The organism is Caulobacter sp. GW821-FHT10A10 (genome assembly GCF_059415745.1).
This window is the reverse complement of the sequence record NZ_JBWKNV010000006.1, coordinates 108314-126214: the sequence shown is the minus strand read 5'-3', so window position 1 is coordinate 126214 and position 17901 is coordinate 108314. Positions and strand designations below refer to the sequence as shown.

Below are 17901 nucleotides of genomic sequence, written 5' to 3'. Positions count from 1 at the left end.
AGACGATGCAGACGAAACGCTATTTCGCCAGCCGGCGCGATTTCCTGGCCGCGGGCGGCCTGCTGGCCATGGGGGCGGCGCTGGCCCCCAGGACGGCCTTGGCCCGCTCGCCGCTGCATGCGCCCAATCCGACGCCGCCGGCCGGTCCGGCCGAGGGCGAGTGGGACCGCCTGGCGCGGAACCTGAGCGGCGGGGTGCTGCGCGCCTGGGACGCCGACTACCAGGCCATCGCCCTGCCCAACAATCTGGAGTTCGCCGGGACGCTGCCGCAGGGCGTGGCCCGCTGCGGCTCGGCCGCCGACGTCGCCTTCGCCATCGGCTGGGCGCGCCAGAACGACGTGCCGCTGATCGTGCGCGGCGGCGGCCACTCCTACGCCGGCTATTCGACCACCACGGGCCTGATGCTCGACACCGGCGGCCTCAACCAGGCCAGCTATGACGCGGCCACGGGCGTCGCCCGGGCCGGAGCGGGCGCGCGCAATCGCGACCTCTATCGCCTGCTGCGCAGCCAGGACCGCGCCGTGACCCACGGCCGCTGCCCGTCGGTGGGGGCGGCCGGCTTCCTGCTGGGCGGCGGCATCGGCTTCAACATGCGCGCCCACGGCCTGGGCTGCGACCAGCTGGTCGAGAGCGAGATCGTGCTGGCCGACGGCTCGCTGCGCCGACTGTCGCCCAAGGCCGCCGACCAGAAGGACCGCGACCTGTTCTGGGCCAGCCAGGGCGGTGGCGGCGGTAATTTTGGGGTCAGCACCTCGTTCTCGCTGCAGACCTTCGACGTGAAGGGCAAGGTCGTCACCGTCTTTGACCTCAGCTGGAGCCGCACGCCCGACGCGCCGCATCCCAAGGTCTCGGTGGCCGAACTGGGCGCCAAGCTGATGGCGGTGCTGGACGAAGCGCCGGAGGCTCTGGGCTCGCGGGTGTCGTTCGGGGCGGTGACGCCGGTGCAGGTCAAGGCCGGCTACGACGTGCCGATCAGCCTGCTGGGCCAGTTCGTCGGGCCGCGCGACCAGCTGATGAAGCTGCTGCAGCCGGTGTTCGACCTGGCCAAGCCCACGGGCGGGGCGGGGGTCGAGGAACTGCTCTACTGGCCGGCCCAGGACTTCCTGCATGAGGACGGCTTCGCCACCTTCTACCAGGAGCGCTCGGCCTTCGTGACCAACCGCAGGTTCGGCGCCGACGACCTCGCGGCCGGCCTGGAGCACCTGCGCAAATGGCCGGGGACCTATGGCTATTGCGACCTGCGCTTCTTCCAGACGGGCGGCCAGATCAACGCCGTGGGCAAGGCCGACACCGCCTTCGTCCATCGCGACAGCCGCTGGCTGATGGTCAACGGCCTCTATTGGGGCGAGGCCGACTCGCACAACGAGGCCCGGATGAAGGCCAACCACGCGTGGCTCGACGCCTTCTACAAGACCATGCGCCCGCGCGCCGGCGGCGGCGCCTACCAGAACTTCGCCGACCCGGGCCTGTCGAAGGATCCGTCCAGCGACGAGTACTTCGCCAAGCTGTACTACGGCGACAACCTGCCGAGGCTGAAGGGGATCAAGGCAGCGGTGGATCCCGACCGGGTGTTCAAGTTCGCCCAGGCGATCCCGGGGGCGTAGGGGAATCCCTGAAATCCCTCTCTCTTAAAGAGAGGGGGTCCTTGGGGAGGCCTTGCCGTTGCACGAGCTGTGCTTTTCAATTCCTCCCTCTGAGGTTCTGCGTGGGATTCGATGCCTGAAGTCGCCGTCCAAAGCCGTCGTGCGGGTTCTTCGGGCCGCGAGGCCAAATGAGCGGTTGGAAGATGTTCGGTCGCGTCCTGCGCTGGTGCGGGGCCGCCCTGGCCGTGGTCGTCGCCGTGTTCTTTCTCTGGCCCTACCGGTTGGAGGAGATCGCCGCGCGCAGCGACGGCGCTTGCGAGGTCAAGGTCAATCAGCGCAGCGACTGGACGGAAAGGCGGCTCGCGCCAGGCGTCGACGCTTCCGACGTCGCCTATCCGCTGGTCGTGGTCGCCTGGATCGACTGCGGCGATGGCGAGCGACCGCTGTCGGCCCGGCTGGAGCCCGCGCCCGGCCGGCCCGGCGTCGATGCGGAGGATTGCGGGCCAGACGCCGCGCCCGACGAGGTGTGCGGGTTCACCGTTCCGCCGATCGCCACGCCTGCGGCCTCTCACGACCTCGTGGTGCGGACGGTGCGCCGCCCGGGCGCGGCGCCGGAGACGATCCGAGTCGAAATCCGCAGGGTCCGGACGTGGCGGAGCGTGGTCTGGGACGCGATGATGTCGGTCTGACCCACGGGCGTGGCCGCTCTGGACGCCGGGCCTGCCCTGAACCGTTCACGAAGTGATAGTCCGTGAACGGAGTTTTGCGAGGTAATTCTTTTCTTACGTGCATGACTGAGGCGTCTCGCGCGGGCCTCGTTGCGGCGGGCGCGGGTCATATATTGCTGTTCGATCGTGGTTTGCGATGTAGTGCTTTCGCAACGAAGATCAGTGTTCGTCGTTCGGTGTTCGAGTTGTCTTGAAAAATTCAAGCAATAGCGCCGGTTTTTGTTGGCGGTGTTGCAACGTTGCGGCGTAGGTCCTCCCCGAATTTTTAAGGGGATACCAACATGAAGCATCATCAGAACTGGCTGGGCCTGTCGGTCAGCGCTCTGGCCCTGATGGTTTCGGCGCCGGCCCTGGCCCAGCAAGCGCCGGCCTCCGACGCCACGGTCACCGAAGAGATCGTCGTCACCGCCCAGCGTCGCAGCGAAAACATCCGCGACGTGCCGTTCGCCGTCACCGCGATGAGCAGCAAGACCCTGGCGGCCGTGTCGGCCGGCGGCGGCGACGTGCTGTCGCTCTCGGCCCGCGTGCCCAGCCTGCAGATCGAAAGCTCCAACGGCCGCTACGCCCCGCGCTTCTACATCCGCGGCCTCGGCAACGTGGACTTCGACTTCAACGCCTCGCAGCCGGTCTCGGTGGTGCTCGACGACGTGGTGCTCGAGAATGTCTACCTGAAGGGCTTCCCGCTGTTCGACGTCGACCAGCTGGAAGTGCTGCGCGGCCCGCAGGGCACGCTGTTCGGCCGCAACACCCCGGCCGGCGTGGTCAAGATCGACACCGTCAAGCCGGGCGGCGAGTTCGGCGGCTTCGGCTCGATCGCCTACGGCAACCTCGGCGCCGTGCGCGCCGAGACCGGCGTGACCATCCCCGTCAACGACACCCTGTCGGTGCGGATCGCCGGCCTGTGGAACCATCGCGACGACTGGGTCAACAACGCCTACAATCCCTCGTTCGCCGGCGACGGCGACGACCTGGGCCGCTTCGACGACACCGCCGCCCGCGTGCACGTGGCCTGGAAGCCGACCGACCGCCTGTCGACCCTGCTGACCCTGCAATCGCGCAACTACACCGGCACCGGCACGCTGAACCGCGCCAACGTGCTGACCAAGGGCTCCAACGAGCTGAACGGCAATTTCGACCGCGACACGGTCTATTACGACGGCGGCCGCAACAACCCGCAGAAGCAGCACACCACCTCGCAGAGCCTGCAGGCGGCCTATGACTTCGGCCCGGTCACCCTGACCGGCGTGGTCAGCGCCTATCAGGGCCGCTCGGCCGGCGACGGCGACATCGACGGCGGCGTGGCCTCGGCCGCCTCGACCGCGCCCTACAAGACGCCGTTCAACTCCGAGACCGGCACCCTGTCGAGCGATCTGGACCAGAAGACCATCGAAGTGCGCCTGGCCTCGAACGGCGACGGCCGCCTCGGCTGGCAGGTCGGCGCCTTCTTCTGGGACGAGCGCTTCAACCTGGTCTCGGGCACCTTCAACGGCGTCGGCGGCCTGAACCCGATCGTCATCGGCGACATCATCCAGCGCTCGGAATCCTGGTCGGTGTTCGGCCAGGCCAACTACAAGGTCACCGACGCCCTGAAGATCACCGGCGGCCTGCGCTACACCGAAGACAGCCGCGACTTCCACGGCGACCGGATCATTCCGGCCGGCAGCACCAGCACGGCCCTGCCGCTGTCGAACGTGCGCCGTTCAGTCGGCGACGAGCAGGTCAGCTGGGACCTCAGCGCCCTCTATGAGATCAACAGCGACCTGAACGCCTTCGCTCGCGTGGCCAAGGGCTATCGCGGTCCGTCGCTGCAAGGTCGGATCACCTCGTCCGACCTGATCACGGCCGCCAACTCCGAGACGGTGATGTCCTACGAGGCCGGCCTGAAGTCGCGTCTGTGGCAGGGCAAGGCCCGCCTGAACGCCACGGTCTACTATTACGAGGTCACCGACCCGCAGTTCACGGCCATCGGCGGCGAAGGCAACTTCAACCAGCTGATCAACGCCGACAAGGGCGAGGGCTACGGCCTGGAGCTGGACGGCGACGTCTATCTGGGCGCGGGTTTCAGCCTGGCCGGCGGGTTCGCCTACAATCACACCGAGATCAAGGACAAGGACCTGCTGGTCGCCTTCTGCGGCGCCAACTGCACGGTCACCGATCCGATCGTCACGGTGGGCACGACCCGTCGCGCCAACATCGACGGCAACCCGTTCCCGCAGGCCCCGAAGTACACGGCCAACATCACGCTGAACTACGTGCATGGTCTGAGCAACGGCACGGAGCTCTTCGCCTCGACCGACTGGGTCATGCAGAAGGACTTCAACCTGTTCCTCTATGAATCGGTCGAGTTCATGCAGGACACCAACTTCGAAGGCGGCGCCCGCGCCGGCTGGCGCAACCCGGCCCAGGGCCTGGAAGCGGCGGTCTACGTCCGCAACCTGACCGACGAAGCCAACGTCATCGGCGCGATCGACTTCAACAACCTGACCGCCTTCGTCAACGAACCGCGCACCTACGGCGTGCAGGTGACGAAGCGCTTCTAAGAGCGCGCTCTTACTGAAAGACCGGCCCGGCGGCGTTCGAAAAGGACGCCGCCGGGCTTTTTCATGCGCGAAGGCCTGGGTGGAGAGCGGCGGAACGAACGACGCCGCATGCGGGTTGAGCCAAGCCGGCGACAGACCGGCGAAGCTCGTTTGGGAGAGTTCACATGCGTCATACCCTGCTCATCGGCCTGGCCGCCGTCGCCCTGACCGTCACCGCCTGCGAGAACAAGACCGAGAAGGCCGCCGAGGCCTCGGTCGAGAGCCAGAAGGCCGCCGACGCCGCGGCCCAGGCTTCCAGCGCCGCCGACACCGCCGCCGACGCCAGCGCCCAGGCCGCGGCCGCGGGCGACACCAGCACGGCCAAGGCCGCGGGCGATGCGGCCGCCGCTGCCGGCGAGACCGCCGAGAAGGCTGGCGACCAGGCGGAAAAGGCCGGTGAAAAGGCCAAGGACGCCGCGCACTGACGCGGGGAGGGCGGCGCAGCGCGCCGCCCGTTCCTCCGCTCTTCGAACTCGCCGATCGGTGGCTTGGCAATCGTCGCCGCCGTCCATAGGTTGAGGCGAGTTTCGGGGTGGATCATGACCTATCGTACGACCGGCAAGGCCGGCGCCTTCGCGGCGCTGGCCTGGATCGGCTTGGCTTGGGCGGGGCTGGACGGCGCGGCCGCCGCGCAGGAGGGCACCGGCGATCCGGTCTTCGCCTATCGCCATGACGAAGTGCAGAGCGTCTATCCGGCGGCCGCCAAGGCAAAGGGTCTGAACGGCGTCGCGGTCGTGACCTGCGATGCGGCCGAGCGACGTGTCTGGAACTGCGCCCTGACGTCGGAAACGCCCGCGGGCGAGGGCTTCGGCGCGGCGGCGCTGGCCATGGTCAAGCGCTACGAGGTCGCGCCCAGAACCCGGGTCGGCTCGCGCACCATCACCTTGCAGTTCATCGCGCCCAAGGCGGGGGTGGTCCATTCGGGCGGGGCCGAATACGTCGGGCCCCTGGAGGTGGAGCAGCCCTCTCAGGACGCGCTGCACGCCGCCTGGCCGGCCGCGGCGCGCTTCAGTGGCCTCGAAGGCAGCGTCGACCTGCTGTGCACGGTGACGCTGGAGGGGCGCGCCAAGGACTGCGGGGTGCTGTCGCAGCGCAGCCTGGCGCAGGATCTGGGCCCCGCCGCTCTGAGCGTGGCGCCGCTCTATCGTTTCCAGCCCGGACGCAGGAACGGCGTTCCGGTCGCCATGACCACCGTCGTGAAGGTGTTATTCACCTGCGACTACCGCTGCCGTCCGTTCGAGGGCGCGCGCCGTCAGCCCACCCTGGCCTGGCGCGCCGCGCCCAGCCACGCCGACGTCCTGGCGGCCTATCCGCCCTCGGCCCGGCAGCGCGGGGTGAAGGGGCAGGTCCGGCTCAGCTGCATGGCCAACGACGAAGCCCGGCTCCAGGACTGCCGGGTGATCGCCGAGTCGGTGAAGGGCGAGGGCTTCGGCGAGGCCGCCCTGGGGTTGGCTTCCGCTTTCCGGCTCGAACCGCCGGTGAGTTCCGCCGCGTCGAGCGCCCGCAAGAAGGCTCCTGCCGCCCCGGTGCTCACGCCCCAGGCGGTGGTGATCGATTTCGGAAGCCCGGTGGCCCATCCCTACTGGATGAGCATGCCGTTCGCGCCGCCGCCGCAGAGGGCGGACGGAAAGCCGCCGGTCCCGGGCGAGGCGCGGGCCCGCTGCCGGGTAGGCGTGGGCGGAAAGCTGGAAGGCTGCGAGATCCTGAGCCTGACGCCGGCCGGCGACGCCGGGGCCGAGATCGACGCGCGGGCCCGGCTCGCCAAGGTCGAGTCCCAGCTCTGGACCGAAGAGGGCCGCTCGACGATCGGTTCGACCGTGCTGCTCGACGTGCCGGTCGGTAAGTTCGGCAAGCCCTCGATCGTCGATGCGGAGCCCGACCTGCCCAAGCCAGGGCCGGGCGTCGTCGACTACCGGCCCCTGATCCGCCTGGGCATGGATGCCGACTCCGCCGCTCGCTACTATCCCGACCGCGCCCAGCGCATGGAGGTCGACGGCAAGGCCGAGCTCAGCTGCGCCCGGATCGTCAAGAGCCGGGTCGAGGACTGTACCGTGCTGTCGGAGGCGCCGCTGGACTACGGCTTCGGCGAGGCCGCGTTGAAGATGAGCCGGCTGTTCCGCTTCAGCCCGGAGACGATCGACGGCGTCCCGGTCGACGAGCCGATCCTCATCCCGGTCAACTTCTCGGTGCCGGACTAGCGCCGCCGCCTCAGGCCGTCCAGCCGCCGTCGATCGTCAGGCTGGCGCCGGTCATGTAGCCGGCGTTCGGCCCGGCCAGCCAGGCGACCAGGTCGGCGATCTCCTCAGGCTTGCCGATGCGGCCCAGCGGCAGGCGGGGCGTGATGTAGTCCATCAGGCCGGCGGTCATGTCGGTCTCGACTGGTCCGGGCTGGACGTTGTTGACGGTGATCCCGCGCGGGGCGAAGTCGAGCGCGGCGCCGCGCACCAGCTGGGCCACGGCGGCCTTGGTCATGGCGTAGACGCTGGAGCCAGGCGCGCCGATCCGCTCGGCCGTGTTGCTGCCGATCGTGACGATGCGGCCGCCGTCGTGCAGGTGCGGGGCGGCGTGCCGGATGGCCGCGAACACCCCGCGCACATTGACCGCCAGCATGCGGTCGAAGTCGTCGAAGGCGTACTGGTCGATGGCGCCGGGGATCAGCACGCCGGCGTTGACGACCAGCACCCCCAGCTTTCCGAACCGCGCGACGGCGGTCTCGACCGCGGCGCGCACCGCCTCGGCGTCGGCGCTGTCGGCCTGGAGGGCCAGGGCCGTTCCGCCGGTCTCCTCGATGGCGGCGGCCAGGGCCGCGGCGTTGCCTGGCGAGCTGGCGTAGGTGAAGGCGACCGGGCGGCCCTCGGCGGCAAGGCGACGGACGATGGCGGCGCCCATGCCGCGCGAGCCGCCGAAAACCAGGGCGGGGGCAGGGGAGGGAGAGGCGGTGGTCATGGCGATGTTCCATTATGGACTGATTAGTCCATAACAACTGCGCATTCGGGATCGATCAGTCAAGAATAATTCTGGACTGATCGATCAAGATCGCTAGGATGCGATCATGGCCAGGCCTTCTGAATTCGACCGGGACGAGGCGATCGCCAGCGCGATCAGGGTGTTCGCGCGCCACGGCTACGAGGCTGCCTCGACCAGCGACCTGATCGAAGGCATGGGCATTGGCCGCCAGAGCCTCTACGGGGCGTTCGGCGACAAGCGCCGCCTGTTCCTGGAAGCCTTGCGCCGCTACGCCGCCGGTTCGCTGGAGCAGATGGTCCAGGCGCTCGCGTCCCACGACCAGGCGGCCGAGGCTGTCGAGGCCGCGCTGCTAGTCGGGCTCGGGTCTTCCGATGAACTGGAAAGCGGCTGCCTGGGCGTCGGCTCGATCGTCGAGTTCAGCCGCTCGGACCCGGAGGTCAACGCCATCAATGACGAGGCCGCCCCCGCCGTCGTCGCCGCCTTCGCCGACCGCGTGCAGGGTGGGATCGCCGCCGGCGCGTTCGACGCGGGGCTGGACGTGCAGGCGGCGGCCCGGATGCTGCTGACCTTGCGCTCGGGCCTGAAGGTCGCCGCGCGCGGCGGGGCGAGCGCGGCGGAACTGCGCGAAGCGGCGCGCCTGGCCCTGCGGGGGCTGGCGGCGCGGGGCGCCGCTTAGGACGGAGCGTCGCTAACCTGCTCGCCCCAATTCCGTCGTTCCCCGCGAAGGCGGGGACCCAAGCTGTTGCTCAGGATGGGGCGCGGCCGTGGGCTATCCGCAGACTCGGCTAGGGTCCCCGCCTTCGCGGGGATGCTCGGTAAAAATAGCTCGCGTTCTTGAACGTCGATCCGCCCTAGAGCGTAACGCCCGACTTCCAGATGGCGATCTCGCGCTCGCCGTTGCGCTCGGCCTTGGTCTCCTGGCCCGAGGCGGTGGCGACCACCAGGTCGAGCAGGGAGTCGGCGGCCTGGTCCATGGTCTGGCCGTCCAGCACCACCCCGGCGTCGAAGTCGATCCACGACGGCTTGCGGGCCGCCAGGGCGCTGTTGGAGGCGATCTTCAGCGTCGGGGCGGGGAAGCCCAGCGGCGTGCCGCGGCCGGTGGTGAACAGGATCACCGTGGCGCCCGCCGCCGTCAGGGCGGTGGACGACACCGCGTCGTTGCCCGGCGCTTCCAGCAAGGTCAGGCCGTGGGGGCCGACCCGCTCGCCATAGCGCAGCACCTCGACCAGCGGCGCGCGGCCACCCTTCTGCACCGCGCCCAGGGACTTCTCCTCCAGGGTGGTGATGCCGCCGGCGATGTTGCCGGGCGAGGGGTTCTCGTAGATGGGCTGGTGGTTGTCGATGAAGTAGCGCTTGAAGTCGTCGATCACCGCGACGGCCTCGTCGAAGATCTCTCGGCTCGCGGCGCGCTGCAGCAGCACGTTCTCGGCCCCGAACACCTCGGGGATCTCGGTCAGCACCGGCGTGCCACCGGCGGCGGCCACCTTGTCGGCGATGCGGCCGACCAGCGGGTTGGCGGTGACGCCCGAGAAGCCGTCCGAGCCGCCGCACTTCAGGCCCACCACCAGTTCGGAGATCGGCGCCGGCTCGCGGCGGTCCTGCTCGGCGATGGCGACCAGTTCCTCGATGGCTTCCAGGCCCTGTTCGTACTCGTCCTCGACGAACTGGGTGGTGAACGAGCGCAGGCGCGCGGGATCGAGGTCGGGGGCGCTGTCGAGCAGGGCCTTCAGCTGGTTGTTCTCGCAGCCCAGCCCCAGGATCAGCACGCCGCCGGCGTTGGGATGGGCGGCTAGGCCAGCGATCAGCTGGCGGGTGTGGGAGAGATCATCGCCCAGCTGCGAGCAGCCGAACGGATGGGGGAAGGCGAAGACGCCATCGACGCGGCCGGCGAAGCGGGCGTTGGCCTTCTCGGCGATGCGGCGGGCGGTGTTGGCCACGCAGCCGACGGTGCACAGCACCCAGATCTCGTTGCGGGTGCCGACCCGGCCGTTCTTGCGGCGATAGCCCAGGAAGCTGCGCTCGCCGACCACTTCTGTGTTGTCCGAGGCGGCGGGCGCGTAGGCGTAGCCCTCGACGCCTTCGAGGCGGGTCTCGACGTTATGGACATGCACATGGTCGCCGACGGCGATGTCGGCGGTCGCCCGGCCGATCGGCCAGCCGTACTTCAGGACGTCTTCGCCTTGCGCGGCGGCGCGGACGGCGATCTTGTGGCCCTTGGGGATGTCGCTCCGCACCAGGATCGACTGGCCGTGCAGGTCGACGGTTTCGCCGGCCGTGAGGGGGCGCAAGGCGGTGGCGACGTGGTCGCGCGGGTCGACGCCGTGGATCGATTCGCCGGGGAGGGAGGCTGTTTCGCTCATCTGGGTCTTTGTCTTTGCGACTTTTTGTGCTGCCATCCGGTCCTAAGGGAGTGGAAACCGGTGTCAAGAGCTTCGCCAGCGCGCTTTTTGCCGCTTGATTGGCGACGCTCCAGGCGCTGGAGTATGACAAAAAAGAAAACCACTGCATGGAAACGCCGTGACCTCGTCTAAGACGCCAAACAAGTCCGCCGACGACACGGATGTGAACGCCGCGCTGGAAAGCGGCCGCCGCCGCGCCACTATCAACGACATCGCCCGCCTGGCCGGGGTCTCCAAAAAGACCGTCTCGCGGGTCATCAACCAGTCGCCGTTCGTCCGCGAGGAAACCCGCCAGCGGATCGAGGCGGTGATCGCCGAGTGGGGCTACGCCCCCGATCCCCAGGCCCGCGGCCTGGCGTTCCGCCGCTCGTTCCTGATCGGCATGATCTACGACAACCCCAATCCGCAGTACGTCGTCAACATGCAGCTGGGCCTGCTGGACGGCATGCGCGGCTCGGGCTTCGAACTGGTGGTCCACCCGTGCGACCGCTCCAGCCCGACCTTCCTGCAGGACGTGCGGATGTTCATCGAGCGGCAGAAGCTGTTCGGGGTGATCCTGCCGCCGTCGGTTTCCGAAGATGAGCGCGTCGCCGACCTGCTGCGCGACATCGGCTGCGAATACATCCGCATCGCCTCGGTCCCGCTGGACGAGGAAGAGCACATGATCGTCGGCCACGACCGGCTGGGCGCCCAGGCCATGGGCGAGCACCTGGTGGGCCTGGGCCACGAGCGCATCGGCTTCATCACCGGCCTGCCCAGCTTCCGCTCCTCGCACGAGCGGCGAGGGGGCTTCGAGGACGCCCTGGCGGCGGCCGGCCTCAAGCTCGATGCCGACTATGTGGTGCAGGGCGCCTACACCTTCGAATCGGGCCTGGCCGCCGGCGAGGCCCTGCTGGCCAAGACCCCGCGCCCGACCGCCATCTTCGCCGGCAACGACGAAATGGCCGCCGGGGTGCTGCAGGCCGCCCGCCGCGCCGGCCTGACGGTGCCCGAAGACCTGACCGTGGTCGGCTTCGACGACTTCCAGATCGCCCAGGCCGTCTGGCCGCCGCTGACCACGATCCACATCCCGACCAGGGAGGTGGGCCGCATGGCCGCCGAGAAGCTGATCGCCCGCGAAGGCAAGGAGCCGGGGGATCCGGCGACCACGATCCCCTATCTGGTGGTCCGCGAGTCTTCCGCCCAACCGAAGAAAGTGTAGGGTGCGCGCCGCGCCCTGCACCTTGCACCAAACTCTGACACCGGTTACCAAGCGCCGCGAAACGGCCCGTCAGCGGCCTTCGGCGAAGGGACGAGGAGACACGCCATGGCCCGCCCCCTGATCTTGCACGACGATCGCCTGTTCCCGGCCGATCCGACCGTGCGCGGCATCGCCCGCGAGCTCTATTCCACCGTCGCGGCCCTGCCGATCATCAGCCCGCACGGCCACACTGATCCGGCCTGGTTCGCGACCAACGAGCCGTTCCGCGACGCCACCGACCTGTTGCTGGCGCCCGACCACTACGTCTTCCGCATGCTCTACAGCCAGGGCGTGGCGCTGGACGACCTGAAGGTGCCCCGCAAGTCGGGCGTGCCGGCCACCGACCCGCGCGCGGCCTGGAAGGTCTTCGCCCAGAACTTCCACCTCTTCCGCGGCACGCCGTCGTGGATCTGGCTGAACCACGTGTTCTCCAAGGTGTTCGGCTTCACCGAGTTCCTCGGCGAGGACAACGCCGACGCCTATTTCGACGGCATCAACGAGGCCCTGGCGACCGACGCCTTCCGCCCGCGCGCTCTGTTCGATCGCTTCAACATCGAGACCCTGGCCACCACCGAGGGCCCGCATGATCCGCTGAAGCACCACAAGGCGATCCGCGAGAGCGGCTGGGGCGGCCACGTCATCACCGCCTATCGCCCCGACGCGGTCATCGACTTCGAGGACGAGCGCAGCTCGCGCGCCTTCGAACGCTTCGCCGAGATCTCGGGCCAGGACGTCTACAGCTGGAAGGGCTATCTCGAAGCCCACCGCATCCGCCGGGCGGCCTTCATCGAGGCCGGCGCCACCTCGTCCGACCACGGCCACCCGACCGCCGCCACCGCCGACCTGTCGGAAGCCGAGACCGAAGCCCTGTTCGCCGACCTGGTGAAGGGCAATGTCACGCCGGCCAAGGCCGAGCTGTTCCGCGCCCAGATGCTGACCGAGATGGCCAAGATGAGCCTCGAGGACGGCCTGGTGATGCAGATCCACCCCGGCTCGCACCGCAACCACAATGTCGGCCTGCTGGACAGCCACGGCCGCGACAAGGGCGCCGACATCCCGATGCGCACCGAGTACGTGGATGCGCTCAAACCCCTGCTGACCCGCCTGGGCAATGACCCGCGCCTGTCGATCATCCTGTTCACCCTGGACGAGACGACCTACAGCCGCGAACTGGCCCCGCTGGCCGGCCACTATCCCACGCTGAAGCTCGGCCCCTCCTGGTGGTTCCACGACAGCCCGGAAGGCATGATGCGCTTCCGCGAGCAGGTCACCGAGACCGCCGGCTTCTACAACACCGTCGGCTTCAACGACGACACCCGCGCCTTTCTCTCGATCCCCGCCCGCCACGATGTCGCCCGCCGGGTCGACAGCGCCTTCCTGGCGCGCATGGTGAGCGAGCACCGCATGGATCTGGTGGAAGCTCAGGAGCTCATCGTAGACCTGACGTACAATCTGCCTAAGAAGGCCTACAAGCTCGATCAGCCGCGGCCTCTCCCGGCCCCGGCGCTCGCCGCCGAATAAGAACACCACTTCCGGAGTAAACTCGATGTTCGCCAAGACCTACCACGCCACCCATCCGGACATGATGTTCGCGGTCAGCAACGACGACCTGCGCGATCGCTACCTGATGCAGGACCTCTTCGTCGAAGGCGAAGTCGTCCTCAACTACAACCACGCCGAACGCTTCGTCGTCGGCGGCGTGGTCGCCGTGGGCGCCGTGAAGCTGCCCGACCAGACCGAGCCGGCCTCGGCCGCCGGCCACCCGTTCCTGGAGCGCCGCGAGCTGGGCGTGATCAATGTCGGCGAGACCACCGGCAAGATCACCGTCGACGGCGTCGTCTACGACATCGTTCCGCGTGACGGCCTCTACGTCACCATGGGCGCCAAGGAAGTGACCTTCGAAGGCACGGGCGGCGAAGCGGCTCGCTTCTACCTGGTCAGCCTGCCGGCCCACGCCGCGTTCGAGACCAAGAAGCTGGCCTTCGCCGACGCCATCCCGCTGGAGCGCGGCGCTCTCGAAACCTCGAACGAGCGCACCATCTACCAGTACATCGTGCCGACCACCTGCAAGTCGGCCCAGCTGCTGCTGGGCATGACCGTGCTGAAGCCGGGCAGCGTCTGGAACACCATGCCGCCCCACCTGCACGACCGCCGCTCGGAAGCCTATTTCTACTTCGGCCTGGGCGAGAACGACCGCGTGTTCCACTACATGGGCGAGCCGGACGAGATGCGTCACATCGTGATCGCCAACGAAGAGGCCGTCATGAGCCCGCCGTGGTCGATCCATATGGGCTCGGGCACCGCCAACTACACCTTCATCTGGGCGATGGGCGGCGAGAACCTCGACTACACCGACATGAACGTGCTGGACATCTGCCAGCTGAAGTAGGCGTAACACGCCTCCCGCGTTCCTTCGGCCGTCATCCCGGCCGAAGCGCAGCGTAGAGCCGGGACCCAGAAGCCGCCGCAATGCGCCGGCCCCTGGGTCCCGGATCGGCCTTTCGGCCGTCCGGGATGACGACAAATTGGGATCAGGAAGCAGATAAAATGGCCAATCCGTTCAGCCTCGAAGGCAAGGTCGCGCTCGTCACCGGCGCCAACACCGGCATCGGGCAGGGGATCGCCATCGCGCTCGCTCAAGCCGGCGCCGACATCGCCGCCGCGGGCCGCAGCGAACCGACCGAGACCAAGGCCGCCGTCGAGGCCCTGGGCCGCAAGTTCGTGTCGATCAAGGCCGATTTCTCGACCATCGAGCCGGTCCAGCGCGTGGTCGACGAGACCGTCGCCGCCCTCGGCAAGGTCGACATCCTGGTCAACAACGCCGGCATCATCCGCCGCGCCGACTCGATCGAATTCTCCGAAGCCGACTGGGACGCGGTGATCGACACCAACCTGAAGGTCGTCTTCTTCCTCACCCAGGCCTTCGCCAAGCAGGCCCTGGCCCAAGGCACGGGCGCCAAGGTGATCAACATCGCCTCCTTGCTGTCGTTCCAGGGCGGCATCCGCGTGCCGTCCTACACGGCCGCCAAGTCGGGCCTGGCCGGCCTGACCAAGATCCTGGCCAACGAGTGGGCGACCAAGGGCATCAACGTCAACGCCATCGCGCCGGGCTATTTCGACACCAACAACACCGAGGCCCTGCGCGCCGACGCCGACCGCAACGCCTCGATCCTGGCCCGCATCCCGGCCGGCCGCTGGGGCCGTCCGGAGGACCTGGGCGGCGCCGCCGTGTTCCTGGCCTCCTCGGCCGCCGACTATATCCAGGGCGTCACCCTGCCGGTCGACGGCGGCTGGCTGGCCCGTTAAGCCCTACAGCCTTCGGGACGACCGAACGTTTGATCCCCGCGAAGGCGACTTCGCGGGGATTTTCCGTTCCGGGGCGAAACGACGCGCCGCCCCGCACAAAATACGCGCCGATAAACGATGGTAGCGCAACCATTGCGTGGTCCCGCTTCCCCCCGGCGACGAAGGGCGCTAGAGCCCGCACAGCGTTCGTCCGGGCCGGGTTGGACGCGAGAACCGTTAGATCAGTTCTTACAGTCCTGACGATCCGCCGCTCCTCCTCGCGGCGGTGATGGAGCATGCGCATGCGCGACTCGGCCCTCTCCCTCGGCTCTGACCGACCCACCAGCCGTGATGTCCGGCGAAACGCCAATCTGCTGGGCGACCTGCTGATCGAGGCGATCGGCTATCTGGAAGGGGAGGAGGCCGCCGGCCTCGTCAGCAAGGCCCGCAAGGCCGCCTCGCACGAGACCGCCGAGGGCGACGCGCCCGGCCTCGACCATCTGTTCGCCGACCTCTCCAACGATCAGGCCATCTTCCTGGCCCGCGCCTTCGCCAGCCACTCGCTGCTGGCCAATATCGGCGAGGACGTCGCCGGCCGCCGCCGCCACGCCGAGGCCGACGCCCAGCCGGGCGACCAGCGCGCCCGCACCCTGGTCGACGCCGTCGCGGCCCTGAAGGCCGAGGGCAAGACCGACGCCGAGCTGGCCAAGGTGTTCGCCGCCATGAACGTGGTGCCGGTGCTGACCGCCCACCCGACCGAAGTGCGCCGCCGCAGCATGGTGGACCGCGAGACCGAGATCTCGCGCCTGATGAGCCTGCGCCGCCACCACCTGCCGGCCGACCTGGAAGCCGACATCCGCGAGCGCCTGTTCCGCGAGATCGCCCTGATGTGGCGCACGCGCCTCTACCGGCCCGAGCGGATCACCGTGAAGGACGAGATCCGCAACGCCCTGTCGATCGTCCGCACCTCGATCCTGCCGGCCCTGGTGGACCTCTACGAGGAATGGTCGGGCAAGGTCGGCAGCCATGGCCATATCGCCCCGCTGCTGAAGATGGGCTCGTGGCTGGGCGGCGACCGCGACGGCCACCCCGGCGTCAACGGCGACACCCTGAAGCTGGCCCTCTCGTCGCAGTCCCGGGTGATCCTCGACTGGTACGCCGGCGAGGTGCGCAAGCTGTGGTCGAACCTCGCCGTCTCGACCGCCTACACGCCTGTCTCGCAAGAGCTGCTGAACCTGGCCTCCCAGGCCAAGGATCCGTCGGTGCATCGCCTGGACGAGCCCTACCGCCTGGCCCTGGAGCTGATCTTCGACCGCCTGACGGCCGTGTCGCAGAAGCTGACCAACCAGTGGGTGGCCTACGCCACCAGCCGCACCGACGTGGCGCCCTACGACCATCCCGACGCCTTCGTCGCCGACCTGCAGATCATCATCGACTCGCTGGAAGCCAGCGGCGGCGAGCGTCTGGTCGGTTCGGCCCTGCGCACCCTGGTGGCCGTCGCCAAGGCCTGCGGCTTCCACCTGATGAGCCTGGACCTGCGCCAGAACGCCGACGTCCACGAGCGCACGATCGACGAGCTCTACCGCCGGGCCGGCACCGGCGTGCGCTATCTGGATCTCGACGAAGAAGCCCGCTCGGCCCTGCTGATCGAAGAGCTGTCGCACCAGCGGCCGCTGGTTTCGCCGTTCACCGCCTACAGCGAGGAGACGGCCAAGGAGCTAGCGACGATGGAAGCCGCGGCCCAGGCCGTGCGCGACTACGGCCACGCCTGCATCGGCGCCTACATCATCTCCAAGTCGGCCACCCTGTCGGACATCCTCGAGCCGCTCGTCCTGCTCAAGCAGGTCGGCCTGGTCTGGGGCGGCGCCGCCCCGCGCTCGTCGCTGAAGATCGCCCCGCTGTTCGAGACCATCGAGGACCTGGAGAACGGTCCGCGCGTGCTGCGCCAGTGGCTGGAGCTGCCGATCAGCCGCACCATCCTGGGCGACCGCCCGGTGCAGGAGATCATGCTCGGCTACTCCGACAGCAACAAGGACGGCGGCTATGTCGCCTCCCGTCGAGGCGTGGCGCGCGGGGCCTCGGCCCTGGCGTTCGAGGCTGATCGCATGGGCGTGGGCATCCAGCTGTTCCACGGCCGCGGCGGCAGCGTCGGGCGGGGCGGGGGACCGGCCGCCGAGGCTGTGCTGGCCCAGCCGGCCGGCACCGTCCAGGGCCGCATCCGCATGACCGAGCAGGGCGAGATGATCGCTCGCCGCTTCGGCGACCAGCCCACGGCCCGCCGCAACCTCGACGGCTTGGCCGCCGCGGTGGTGCAGTCCAGCCAGCGCCCGGCCCACCGTCCCGACCCCAAGGTCGAGGGCGCGATGACCGCCTTGGCCCAGGCCTCGTTCGAGGGTTACCGCGCGCTCGTTTACGACGATCCGGCCTTCGAGGACTTCTTCTGGTCGGCCACCCCGATCGGCGAGATCGTCGGCCTGAACATCGGCAGCCGCCCCGCCTCGCGCACCGCCAGCCGCAAGATCGAGGATCTCCGCGCGATTCCGTGGGTGTTCAGCTGGTCGCAGGCCCGCTTCATGCTGCCGGGCTGGTACGGCTTCGCCTCGGGCGTCGAGCGCGCGGGCCTTTCGACCGGCCAGCTGCAGGACCTGGCCGGCGGCTTCGACTTCTTCGCCTCGCTGCTGTCGAACATGGAACTGGCGCTGGCCCAGAGCCACATGGGCATCGCCGCCCGCTACGTCGCCTTGTCGCCCGACCAGGACAACGCCCAGCGGATCTTCGAGACCATCAAGCGCGAGCACGACGCGGCCCAGACCATCGCTCTTTCCATCCGCAACGGTTCCAGCCTGCTCGACAACCAGCCGGAGCTGGCCGAGTCGGTGGCCCTGGCCGGCCACTCGGTCGACCCGCTGAACCACCTGCAGCTGGAGCTGCTGGCCCGCCGTCGCGGCGGCGAGCAGGCCGAGGACGTGCGCTTGGCCATCCAGCTGACCGTGGCCGGCATCGCCGCCGGCCTGCGCAATACGGGCTGATCCAGGGCAGGGCGCGCCGGTTAATTCGGCGCGCCCGTCAAAAAATCCAGGAACCGCGCCCAGCGTTTTCTACAGGCTTGCTCAAATGCCG

At 68.9% G+C, this 17901-nt stretch carries 13 protein-coding genes; 11 read left to right on the top strand and 2 right to left on the bottom strand.

Annotated features, from left to right (window positions below; genetic code table 11):
* Nucleotides 1–5 precede the first annotated feature (5 nt).
* From AC07NS_RS17030 to AC07NS_RS17010, 5 genes are all read left to right on the top strand, one after another.
* Nucleotides 6–1604, top strand: a complete 1599-nt coding sequence (locus AC07NS_RS17030; RefSeq protein ID WP_494605097.1) for an FAD-binding oxidoreductase — start codon at nucleotides 6–8, stop codon at nucleotides 1602–1604.
* 182 nt (nucleotides 1605–1786) lie between these two features.
* Nucleotides 1787–2272, top strand: a complete 486-nt coding sequence (locus tag AC07NS_RS17025; RefSeq protein WP_494605095.1) for a hypothetical protein — start codon at nucleotides 1787–1789, stop codon at nucleotides 2270–2272.
* Between the two features lie 320 nt (nucleotides 2273–2592).
* On the top strand, nucleotides 2593–4851 hold the full coding sequence (locus tag AC07NS_RS17020) for a TonB-dependent receptor (RefSeq protein WP_494594970.1): 2259 nt from the start codon (nucleotides 2593–2595) through the stop codon (nucleotides 4849–4851).
* Nucleotides 4852–5015: 164 nt separating this feature from the next.
* On the top strand, nucleotides 5016–5315 hold the full coding sequence (locus tag AC07NS_RS17015; RefSeq protein ID WP_492856976.1) for a hypothetical protein: 300 nt from the start codon (nucleotides 5016–5018) through the stop codon (nucleotides 5313–5315).
* A gap of 114 nt (nucleotides 5316–5429) precedes the next feature.
* Nucleotides 5430–7088: an energy transducer TonB gene (locus AC07NS_RS17010; protein ID WP_494605094.1), complete on the top strand. Its 1659-nt coding sequence runs from the start codon at nucleotides 5430–5432 to the stop codon at nucleotides 7086–7088.
* A 10-nt stretch (nucleotides 7089–7098) separates the two neighbouring features.
* Here AC07NS_RS17010 and AC07NS_RS17005 read toward each other — a convergent pair whose 3' ends face one another.
* The gene (locus tag AC07NS_RS17005; protein ID WP_494605092.1) at nucleotides 7099–7836 is read right to left on the bottom strand and encodes an SDR family oxidoreductase; all 738 of its coding nucleotides are present in this window, start codon (nucleotides 7834–7836) and stop codon (nucleotides 7099–7101) included.
* 106 nt (nucleotides 7837–7942) lie between these two features.
* Between AC07NS_RS17005 and AC07NS_RS17000 the strand changes: the two genes are divergently transcribed.
* Entirely contained in the window at nucleotides 7943–8533 is a 591-nt protein-coding gene (locus AC07NS_RS17000; RefSeq protein ID WP_494605090.1) for a TetR/AcrR family transcriptional regulator, read from the top strand.
* A gap of 175 nt (nucleotides 8534–8708) precedes the next feature.
* Here AC07NS_RS17000 and AC07NS_RS16995 read toward each other — a convergent pair whose 3' ends face one another.
* Complete coding sequence (locus AC07NS_RS16995; RefSeq protein WP_494605088.1) at nucleotides 8709–10217, bottom strand: UxaA family hydrolase; 1509 nt, start codon at nucleotides 10215–10217, stop codon at nucleotides 8709–8711.
* A 157-nt stretch (nucleotides 10218–10374) separates the two neighbouring features.
* Between AC07NS_RS16995 and AC07NS_RS16990 the strand changes: the two genes are divergently transcribed.
* From AC07NS_RS16990 to ppc, 5 genes are all read left to right on the top strand, one after another.
* Nucleotides 10375–11457 (top strand): LacI family DNA-binding transcriptional regulator, encoded by a 1083-nt coding sequence (locus tag AC07NS_RS16990; RefSeq protein ID WP_494605086.1) that lies wholly within the window; start codon nucleotides 10375–10377, stop codon nucleotides 11455–11457.
* A gap of 105 nt (nucleotides 11458–11562) precedes the next feature.
* Nucleotides 11563–13017 (top strand): glucuronate isomerase, encoded by a 1455-nt coding sequence (gene uxaC, locus AC07NS_RS16985; protein WP_494605084.1) that lies wholly within the window; start codon nucleotides 11563–11565, stop codon nucleotides 13015–13017.
* A gap of 25 nt (nucleotides 13018–13042) precedes the next feature.
* Nucleotides 13043–13885 (top strand): 5-dehydro-4-deoxy-D-glucuronate isomerase, encoded by an 843-nt coding sequence (gene kduI, locus AC07NS_RS16980; RefSeq protein WP_110120129.1) that lies wholly within the window; start codon nucleotides 13043–13045, stop codon nucleotides 13883–13885.
* 158 nt (nucleotides 13886–14043) lie between these two features.
* Complete coding sequence (gene kduD, locus AC07NS_RS16975; protein ID WP_487291008.1) at nucleotides 14044–14802, top strand: 2-dehydro-3-deoxy-D-gluconate 5-dehydrogenase KduD; 759 nt, start codon at nucleotides 14044–14046, stop codon at nucleotides 14800–14802.
* 281 nt (nucleotides 14803–15083) lie between these two features.
* On the top strand, nucleotides 15084–17810 hold the full coding sequence (ppc, locus tag AC07NS_RS16970) for a phosphoenolpyruvate carboxylase (RefSeq protein WP_494605082.1): 2727 nt from the start codon (nucleotides 15084–15086) through the stop codon (nucleotides 17808–17810).
* The last annotated feature ends 91 nt before the right edge of the window (nucleotides 17811–17901 follow it).

What these genes read in the sequence shown, in the direction of transcription:
- AC07NS_RS17030 (WP_494605097.1), top strand. Translation starts at nt 6, where the DNA reads ATGCAGACGAAACGCTATTTCGCCAGCCGGCGCGATTTCCTGGCCGCG.
- AC07NS_RS17025 (WP_494605095.1), top strand. Translation starts at nt 1,787, where the DNA reads ATGTTCGGTCGCGTCCTGCGCTGGTGCGGGGCCGCCCTGGCCGTGGTC.
- AC07NS_RS17020 (WP_494594970.1), top strand. Translation starts at nt 2,593, where the DNA reads ATGAAGCATCATCAGAACTGGCTGGGCCTGTCGGTCAGCGCTCTGGCC.
- AC07NS_RS17015 (WP_492856976.1), top strand. Translation starts at nt 5,016, where the DNA reads ATGCGTCATACCCTGCTCATCGGCCTGGCCGCCGTCGCCCTGACCGTC.
- AC07NS_RS17010 (WP_494605094.1), top strand. Translation starts at nt 5,430, where the DNA reads ATGACCTATCGTACGACCGGCAAGGCCGGCGCCTTCGCGGCGCTGGCC.
- AC07NS_RS17005 (WP_494605092.1), bottom strand. Translation starts at nt 7,836, where the DNA reads ATGACCACCGCCTCTCCCTCCCCTGCCCCCGCCCTGGTTTTCGGCGGC.
- AC07NS_RS17000 (WP_494605090.1), top strand. Translation starts at nt 7,943, where the DNA reads ATGGCCAGGCCTTCTGAATTCGACCGGGACGAGGCGATCGCCAGCGCG.
- AC07NS_RS16995 (WP_494605088.1), bottom strand. Translation starts at nt 10,217, where the DNA reads ATGAGCGAAACAGCCTCCCTCCCCGGCGAATCGATCCACGGCGTCGAC.
- uxaC (WP_494605084.1), top strand. Translation starts at nt 11,563, where the DNA reads ATGGCCCGCCCCCTGATCTTGCACGACGATCGCCTGTTCCCGGCCGAT.
- kduI (WP_110120129.1), top strand. Translation starts at nt 13,043, where the DNA reads ATGTTCGCCAAGACCTACCACGCCACCCATCCGGACATGATGTTCGCG.
- kduD (WP_487291008.1), top strand. Translation starts at nt 14,044, where the DNA reads ATGGCCAATCCGTTCAGCCTCGAAGGCAAGGTCGCGCTCGTCACCGGC.
- ppc (WP_494605082.1), top strand. Translation starts at nt 15,084, where the DNA reads ATGCGCGACTCGGCCCTCTCCCTCGGCTCTGACCGACCCACCAGCCGT.